At 75.0% G+C, this 8,494-nt stretch carries 7 protein-coding genes and 1 pseudogene; 7 read left to right on the top strand and 1 reads right to left on the bottom strand.

Going from position 1 to position 8,494, the window contains the following annotated elements:
• The first annotated feature begins 141 nt into the window (after positions 1-141).
• Positions 142-810, top strand: a complete 669-nt coding sequence (locus ACFWZ5_RS11550; RefSeq protein WP_384802281.1) for a DUF4232 domain-containing protein — start codon at positions 142-144, stop codon at positions 808-810.
• A 37-nt stretch (positions 811-847) separates the two neighbouring features.
• On the opposite strand, the gene ACFWZ5_RS11545 is transcribed toward ACFWZ5_RS11550, so the two are convergent.
• Positions 848-1,912 (bottom strand): biotin/lipoate A/B protein ligase family protein, encoded by a 1,065-nt coding sequence (locus ACFWZ5_RS11545; protein ID WP_384802284.1) that lies wholly within the window; start codon positions 1,910-1,912, stop codon positions 848-850.
• 179 nt (positions 1,913-2,091) lie between these two features.
• Between ACFWZ5_RS11545 and ACFWZ5_RS11540 the strand changes: the two genes are divergently transcribed.
• The 6 genes and pseudogenes from ACFWZ5_RS11540 to ACFWZ5_RS11515 all read left to right on the top strand — a co-directional run.
• Positions 2,092-2,946 (top strand): LuxR C-terminal-related transcriptional regulator, encoded by an 855-nt coding sequence (locus ACFWZ5_RS11540; protein WP_384802287.1) that lies wholly within the window; start codon positions 2,092-2,094, stop codon positions 2,944-2,946.
• A gap of 10 nt (positions 2,947-2,956) precedes the next feature.
• Positions 2,957-4,777: a gamma-glutamyltransferase family protein gene (locus tag ACFWZ5_RS11535; RefSeq protein ID WP_384802290.1), complete on the top strand. Its 1,821-nt coding sequence runs from the start codon at positions 2,957-2,959 to the stop codon at positions 4,775-4,777.
• A 151-nt stretch (positions 4,778-4,928) separates the two neighbouring features.
• Entirely contained in the window at positions 4,929-5,783 is an 855-nt protein-coding gene (locus tag ACFWZ5_RS11530; RefSeq protein ID WP_384802293.1) for an inositol monophosphatase family protein, read from the top strand.
• A 90-nt stretch (positions 5,784-5,873) separates the two neighbouring features.
• The gene (locus ACFWZ5_RS11525; protein ID WP_384802296.1) at positions 5,874-7,295 is read left to right on the top strand and encodes a phytoene desaturase family protein; all 1,422 of its coding nucleotides are present in this window, start codon (positions 5,874-5,876) and stop codon (positions 7,293-7,295) included.
• Positions 7,292-7,831, top strand: a complete 540-nt coding sequence (locus ACFWZ5_RS11520) for an O-acetyl-ADP-ribose deacetylase (RefSeq protein ID WP_384802299.1) — start codon at positions 7,292-7,294, stop codon at positions 7,829-7,831. The genes ACFWZ5_RS11525 and ACFWZ5_RS11520 overlap by 4 nt, the downstream gene beginning before the upstream one ends.
• A gap of 107 nt (positions 7,832-7,938) precedes the next feature.
• A pseudogene (locus tag ACFWZ5_RS11515) lies at positions 7,939-8,494 on the top strand (hypothetical protein); the annotation flags it as partial.

Here is an 8,494-nt window from a genome sequence, read left to right as displayed (position 1 = left end):
GTTTGAGGACGAGCGCGCAGCGCGGATAGAAGGGGTCCTAGGGGCGGAGCCCCTACCCGCGGCGAAGCCGCTAATCGATGCAGCGGGAAGGGGCGGGATTGGGGAGCCCCCGGCAAGGCCCCTACGTGGCATGATCCTTGAGTGACCGTCATATCGCTCAGAGCCGTCGCCGCCGCCTGCGCGGCCACTGCACTCGCGACCGCCTGCAGCTCCGCGGCGGACCCGGGCGCCAAGACCCCGGTGAAGCCGTCGGACTACGCCGTCACCGCGGAGAAGCTGGACCCCGACACCTACGTGCCCTACGGCCCCGACCGCCCCACCAAGGCCCCGGCCCGCCCCTGCGCCGCCCGATCCGGCGTCACCCTCGAATCCGGGCCGGTCGAGGCCGCGATGGGCCTGCGCGCGCTGACCCTCACGGTGACCAACTGCGGCAAGGACCCGTACCGCCTGAACGGCTACCCGGCACTCCAGGTCCTCGACGACGAGCGCAGACCCCTCGCCGTGCGGGTCCACCGGGGCCCGGAGCCGGTCACGTCGGCCGCGGACGACCCCGGCCCGCACCCCGTCACGCTCAAGCGCGGCCAGGCGGCCACGGCGTCCGTGCTGTGGCGCAACACGTACACCGACACCTCACGCCTCCCCGTCAACGGCACCTACCTCAAGGTCACACCGGGCCCGGGCCTGCGCACGCGGAGCGTCACGCCGGACGGCGGCGTGGACCTCGGCAGCACGGCGCAGATCGGCACGACCGCGTGGCGGAAGGCCCCGCCGAACCGGCCGACGGCACCCCGGCCCACGGGCTCGCCGTGACCGGTGCCTGCGGGCGGATCGCCTGCGGGCGGATCGCCTACGGCACCCGCGCCGTCCACTCCGGCGTGCTGAACTTCGTCCGCGCGAGTTCCTGGGCGCGGGCCAGCTCCTCCTCGGTGACCTTGCCCGCCGCGAGGCCGTACCGGGTGCGGAAGGAGTCGATCATCCGGTCGATGACGGCCTCGCGGGGAAGGCCCGTCTGGCGGCGCAGCGGGTCGACGCGCTTCTTCGCGCTCTTCGTGCCCTTGTCCGACAGCTTCTCGCGGCCGATGCGCAGCACGTCGAGCATCTTGTCGGCGTCGATGTCGTAGGCCATGGTCACGTGGTGGAGCACGGCGCCGGGGCCGCCGCCCGGCCCCACCATCCGCTTCTGCGCCGCGCCCGCGATCTTCCCGGCGTCCGTCGCGATGTCGTTGAGCGGCTGGTACCACGCCTTGACGCCCATGTCGCCGAGGGCGCCGAGCACCCAGTCGTCCAGGTAGGCGTAGCTGTCCTGGAACGACAGGCCCTGTACGAGGGCGTCGGGCACCGAGAGCGAGTACGTGATCGTGTTGCCCGGCTCCACGAACATGGCGCCGCCGCCGGAGATCCGCCGCACCACCCCGATGCCGTGCCGCTCCGCGCCCTCGGGGTCGACCTCGTTGCGCAGCGACTGGAAGCTGCCGATGATCACCGAGGGCGCGCCCCACTCCCACACCCGCAGCGTCGGCGGCCGCCGGCCCGCCGCGACCTCCTCCGTCAGGACCTGGTCGAGCGCCATGTGCAGCGCGGGCGACTGCGGGCCCTCATGGACGAGCTGCCAGGCGTAGTCCGTCCAGTCCGTGGCGTGGGCGAGGGCACGGCGCACCGCGATCGCGACGCCCTCCGCCGTGAGGCCGTACATCACCGTGCCCGGGGGCAGGGCCGCCTCGACGCGGGCGACGAGCCCGGCCGCGTCCGTGTCGGCGGGGGCGCCCTCCAGCGCGGCGTCGATCGCGAGGATCGCCTCGTCCGGCTCCAGGAAGAAGTCCCCGGCCACCCGCACCTGGCGCAGGACACCGTCCTCGACCTCCAGATCCACCACGACGAGCTTGCCGCCGGGGACCTTGTACTCGCCGTGCACCGCGACTCCTCCTGCTGTCCGTGAAGTCCCTCAACCTGTCCGTAAAGTCCCTCAACGCTAACGCAGCACTCCGCGCCCGCGGGCCTCCCCGGGCGCGGAGCGACGTGTCAGGGAGCACGTAAGGTTCCCTACGGAGAGCATTAAGAACGCGTCAAAATCGGGGAGGCGTGGTGTTTCCTATGTCGACTTTGCCGCCGCGTGACGAGGAACGCGTGCCCGACCTCGCCGTCGTGGCACTGCGGGAGCCGGACCCGCGGCGCCTCTGGCACCCGGTCGTGAGGGACCTGCTGCACGCCTGCGGCGGTGAGTTCCTGTTCCTGGAACGGGGCGAATGGGCGGGCGCCGAGCGCGCGTTGTGCTTCTGGGCGGCGGACGGCGCCGCGGGCCACCGGCTCGACGAGGACGTACTGGACCGGATCCGCCGCGGCTGCCCCCTGGCGGACTACTACGCCTCGTCCGGCGACCGGACACCGCGGACCGCCACGGACGTCCTCGGCGACCGGGCGTGGCACGGCAGCGAGACGGCGAAGCTGCTGCGGGACACCCTCGGCACGGACCACGTCCTCGGCCTCCCGCTCCCGGACACCTCCGGGCCCTTCCGCTACCTCCTGATCTGCCGCTCGGGACCCGGCTTCACCGCATCCCAACTCGCGTACGCACGGCGCGTCCAGCCCCTGCTCGCGGGCGTCGACGCACAGGCCGAGCTGCTCGGCCGGTGGCGCGCGGCCGACTCCCCGGGCAGCGGGCGACGCGCGCGCGGCCCTGTCCCCGAGGACACGGCGCCCGGCAGCGACCTCACCCCGAGGGAGCGGACCGTACTGAGCCTGCTCGCCGACGAGTTGACCGCCGCGGCCATCGGACGCCGCCTCGGCATCTCGGTGCACACCGTGCAGAAGCACCTCCAGTCCGTCTACCGGAAGCTCGGCACCCGGGACCGGGCGGCCACGGCGCGGCGGGCCCGGACCCACGGCCTGGCCTCCGTGCCGACGCGAACGCCGGTACCTGGCGGCCCGGTTCGCGGCGGCCAGAGCTAGCCTGCGGCGCATGTTCACCACGCGTCCCACGCTCCAGGGCACCTTCGGCATGGTGTCCTCCACCCACTGGCTCGCCTCGCAGTCCGCGATGGCCGTCCTCGAGGACGGCGGCAACGCGTACGACGCCGCCGTCGCCGCGGGCTTCGTGCTCCACGTCGTCGAGCCGCACCTCAACGGCCCCGCGGGCGAGGTGCCGATCATCCTCGCGCCCGCGGGCGGGCCCGTACGGGTCCTGTGCGGACAGGGCGTCGCGCCCCAGGGGGCCACGATCGCCCACTACCGGGACGAGCTCGGGCTCGACCGGGTGCCGGGCACGGGACCGCTCGCGGCCGCCGTGCCCGGCGCCTTCGACGCGTGGATGCTGCTCCTGCGCGACCACGGCACGAAGCCGCTCGCCGACGTCCTGGAGTACGCCATCGGGTACGCCGAGGACGGGCACCCGCCCGTGGAGCGCGTCGGCGAGACCGTCGAGACCGTACGGGAGCTGTTCGAGACCGAGTGGACGTCGTCGGCGGAGGTGTACCTGCCGGGCGGCTCGGCGCCCGCGCCGGGCACGCTGCTGCGCAATCCGAGCCTGGCCGCCACCTGGCGGCGCCTGATCGACGAGGCGGAGCACACGGGCGGCGCCGACCGGACCGCCCAGATCGAGGCCGCCCGCGCGGTGTGGCGGTCCGGGTTCATCGCCGAGGCCCTGGTGCGCCAGGCCGCGCGGCCCACCCTGGACACCAGCGGCAGGCGCCACCGGGGCCCGCTCACGGCCACCGACCTCGCCGCCTGGTCGGCGACGTACGAGGACCCGGTGACCTACGACTGGCGGGGCTGGACGCTGTGCAAGGCGGGCCCCTGGAGCCAGGGGCCCGCGTTCCTCCAGCAGCTCGCCCTGCTCCCGCCCGACCTGCCCGCCTACGGCTCCGCCGCGTACGTGCACCTGCTCGTCGAGGGCTGCAAGCTCGCCATGGCCGACCGCGAGGCCTGGTACGGCGACGCCGCCGACGTCCCCCTGGACGACCTGCTCTCCGACACCTACAGCGCCGAGCGGCGGCGGCTCGTCGGGGCCGAGGCGTCGTACGAACTCAGGCCGGGGTCGCCGGGCGGCCGCACGGCGAAACTGGCCGCCCACGCGCGGGCGGTCGCGGCCGGCGAGCCGCCGTTCGACCCGCTGGGGTACGCGGGCACCGTTGCCGCCGCGGGCGCCGGTGAACCGACGGTGGCCGGGGACGGCGCCACCCACGGCGACACCTGTCACCTGGACGTCGTCGACCGCTGGGGCAACATGGTCGCGGCCACGCCGTCGGGCGGCTGGCTCCAGTCCAACCCCGTCGTCCCGGAGCTCGGCTTCCCGCTCGGCACCCGGCTCCAGATGACCTGGCTGGAGGAGGGCCTGCCGAGCTCCCTCACCCCGGGGCGCCGCCCCCGCACCACGCTCACCCCGTCGCTCGCCCTCAAGGACGGCGTCCCCGTGCTCGCCTTCGGCACCCCCGGAGGCGACCAGCAGGACCAGTGGCAGGTGCACTTCTTCCTCGCGGTCGCGCTCCGCGCCGACGTCCGCGGCGGCCTCGACCTCCAGGGCGCCGTCGACGCCCCGAACTGGCACAACGACTCCTTCCCCAGCTCCTTCTTTCCGCGCGGGATGCGCCCCGGCAGCGTCACCGTCGAGGCCCGCACGGACCCGGCCGTCGTGGCGGGGCTGCGGGCCCGCGGGCACGACGTCACCGTGGGGGACGCCTGGTCGGAGGGGCGGCTCTGCGCGGTCGCGCGGGACCCGCGCACCGGGATCCTGTCGGCGGCGGCCAATCCGAGGGGGATGCAGGGGTACGCGGTGGGGCGGTGACGGCGCGCCCCGGGGAGGCGTCGTGTCTCCGGAGAGGCGGCGTGTCCCCGGGGAGGCGGCGTGTCCCCGGGAAGGTGCGGTTTCACCCGGATTCCACCCCTTGTTCACCCCTCGCGCACGGGATGTCAGTGCGGCGTGCTCTCATGGAGGCATGATCGAAACGCAGGTAATCAAGGAAAGCATCGACGACTTTCTCGCACGTCAGGCCGCCGACGTGGAGCACGTGATCCGGAAGGCCGCGGCCGCGGAGATCACCCCGCGGTTCCGGCAGCTCGCCGCCGCCGACGTCGTACAGAAGAGCGGCCCGCACGACTTGGTCACGGTCGCCGACCGCCTCGCCGAGGAGTTCCTCACCCGCGAGCTGACGGCGCTGCTCCCCGGCTCCGTCGTCGTCGGCGAGGAGGCGGTGCACGCCGACCCGGCGACGTACGACGCGATATCCGGCTCCGCCCCGGTGTGGATCGTCGATCCCGTCGACGGGACACGCCAGTTCGTGCACGGCGACCCCGGCTTCTGCACGCTGGTCGCGCTCGCCCTGGACGGCGTGGTCCTCGCCTCCTGGACGTACGCTCCGGCGCTCGACGCGTGCGCGGTGGCGATCCGCGGCAGGGGCGCGACGCTGAACGGCGAGCCCCTGAGCGCCGGTTCCCCCGAGCCCGGCAGCGCCCTCACGGTGGCCACCTCCCACCCGGACTTCACGACCGACGACCAGAAGCGCGCCCTGCTCGGCCTGCGCGCCGACGGCTTCGCGCCCCGCCCCTGCGGCTCCGCGGGCCTGGAGTACCTGGCCGTCGCCCGGGGCGAGCTCGACGCCGTGGCGTTCAGCTGGGAGCTCGCCTGGGACCACGCGGCGGGCCTGCTCCTGGTCGAGGAGGCGGGCGGCGCCCACCTCACGCGCGACGGCGTGCCCTTCGCCATCACCGGGGGCAACGCACTGCCGTTCACCGCGGCGCGGGACGAGGCCACGGCCCGCCGGGTCGCGGCCGCGCTGGCGGACGGGGCCTGACCGCTGTCCGGTGGCCCGCAGACCGGTCGTTGTCGGTGCTCCGGCATATCCTGTGCGGCACCGGCCACCGGCTGACAAAGGAGTCCGAAGGTGCCCTCGATGCTCGATGCCGCCGTCGTGGGGGCGGGACCGAACGGTCTGACCGCCGCCGTCGAGCTGGCCCGCCGCGGATTCTCGGTGGCCGTCTTCGAGGCCAACGACACCATCGGAGGCGGCGCCCGCACCGAAGAGCTCACGCTGCCCGGCTTCCGGCACGACCCGTGCTCGGCCGCGCACCCCCTCGGCATCAACTCACCGGCGTTCCGCGCCCTGCCCCTGGAGCGGTACGGCCTTCAGTGGGCCCACCCCCGCCTCCCGATGGCGCACCCGTTCCCCGACGGCACCGCCGCCGTCCTCGCGCGCTCCGTCGCCGAGACGGCCGCCTCCTTCGGACCGCGCGACGCGGGCGCGTACCGACGGCTCGTCGAGCCCTTCCTGCCCCACTGGGATGCCCTGGTGCGGGACTTCATGGCGCTGCCGCTGACCGCGCTGCCGCGCGACCCGGTGCTGCTCGCCCGCTTCGGGCTCGTCGGCCTGCCGCCGTCGACCCTGCTGACCCGGCGGTTCCACGACGACCGGGCGCGGGCCCTGTTCGCCGGGCTCGTCGCCCATGTCATCGCGCCCCTGGGCGGCTTCGCGACCAGCGCCGTCGGCCTGGTCTTCGCCCTCGCCGCCCACGCGCGCGGGTGGCCGGTCGCGCGCGGCGGCTCCCAGTCGATCAGCGACGCGCTCGCCGCGTACCTGAAGGACCTCGGCGGCACCCTGCACACCGGGTACGAGGTCAAGCGCCTCGACGACCTGCCGCCCGCCCGCGCGTACGTCTTCGACACCTCACCCACCGCGCTCGCCCGGATCGCGGGCCTCGGCCGCTCCTACGACCGGTTCCGGTACGGCGCCGCCGCCTTCAAGCTCGACTACGCGCTCGACGGGCCCGTGCCGTGGACCGCGCCCGAGGCGCGCGTCGCGGGGACCGTGCAGGTCGGATCGAGCAGCCGGGAGATCGGCACCGCGCTGCGCGCCGCGTCCCGCGAGGGCCGCGCGCCCGACGTCCCGTTCCTGATCACCGTCCAGCCCGGCGTCGCCGACCCGTCCCGCGCCCCCGAGGGCAAGCAGGTCTTCTGGGCGTACGGGCACGTGCCGAACGGCTGGCGCGGTGACCTGACGGACGCCGTCGAGCGGCAGCTCGAGCGGTTCGCGCCCGGCTTCCGCGACCGCGTGCTCGCCCGCGCCACCGCGGGCCCGCCCCAGCTCGCCGCGCGCAACGCGAACTATGTGGGCGGCGACATCGCCTGCGGCGCCGCGAGCGGACTCCAGCTGCTGCTGCGGCCCCGGCTCACCCCGTTCCCGTACCGCACCCGGCACCCGGCCGTCTTCATCTGCTCGTCCGCGACCCCGCCGGGCCCCGGGGTGCACGGCATGTCCGGGCACAACGCCGCGAAGGCTGTCTGGAAGCACCTGAGGGAGGACCGATGACCGCCCGCATCACGCTCGTCCAGGGCGACATCACGGAGCAGACCGCCGACGCTCTGGTGAACGCGGCGAACTCCTCGCTCCTCGGGGGCGGCGGAGTCGACGGCGCCATCCACCGCCGTGGTGGCCCCGACATCCTCGCCGAGTGCCGTGCCCTGCGTGCCTCGCGGTACGGGAAGGGACTGCCGACCGGGCGGGCCGTCGCCACGACGGCGGGCCGCCTGGACGCCGCGCACGTCATCCACACCGTCGGACCCGTCTGGTCGGCCACCGACGACCGCTCGGACCTGCTCGCCTCCTGCTACCGCACGTCCCTGGACCTCGCCGCCGAGCTCGGCGCCCGCACCGTCGCCTTCCCGGCGATCTCCACCGGGGTGTACCGCTGGCCCCTGGACGACGCCGCCCGGATCGCCGTCCGCGCGGTCCGCGAGACCCTGGCGGAGGGCACAGCGGGCACGGTGGTGGACGAGGTGCGCTTCGTCCTCTTCGACGCGACAGCGTACGAGGCCTTCGGCGCCGCCCTGGCAGCGCAACCTTGATGTCGGATTCCCGCCAGCCCCCAGGGGCGGGGATCCCCGAAGCTAAACCCATGCCGCCCACGACCCCGGCCCCGCCCGAGCCCCATCCCGCACCTGAGGCGCATGCCATGCCGGAGACCCATCCCGCACCCGAGCCGCACGCCACGCCCGGGCTGCATGCCGCGCCCGAGTCGCACACCGCGCCTGAGGCGCATCCCACGCCCGAGGCGCACGCCGCACCCAAGGCGTACTCCGTGCCCGAGGCGTCCCGCGCATCCGAGCCGCGTACCGCGCGCAAGTCCCAGCCCGCCTCCGCGCCGCACCCCGCACCCGACTCCGGGCCCGCGCTCGGGTCGAGCGCCGCGTCCCGGCTGCGCCCTGCCCCCGGGTCCGGGCTTGCACCCACTCCCGCGCCCGAGTCACACTCCATGCCCGAGGCGCATGCCGCACCCAAGGCGCATGCCGCACCCAAGGCGCATGCCGCGCCCAAGGCGTCCCGCGCATCCGAGCCGCGTACCGCGCGCAAGTCCCAGCCCGCCTCCGCGCCGCACCCCGCACCCGACTCCGGGCCCGCGCTCGGGTCGAGCGCCGCGTCCCGGCTGCGCCCCGCCCCCGGGTCCGGGCTCGCACCCACTCCCGCGCCCGAGTCACACTCCATGCCCGAGGCGCATGCCGCACCCAAGG

It is taken from the genome of Streptomyces sp. NPDC059003 (assembly GCF_042740445.1).
Lineage (GTDB): Bacteria > Actinomycetota > Actinomycetes > Streptomycetales > Streptomycetaceae > Streptomyces.
The sequence above is the reverse complement of the archived record's forward strand: the minus strand, read 5'-3'. Positions and strand labels throughout refer to the sequence as shown.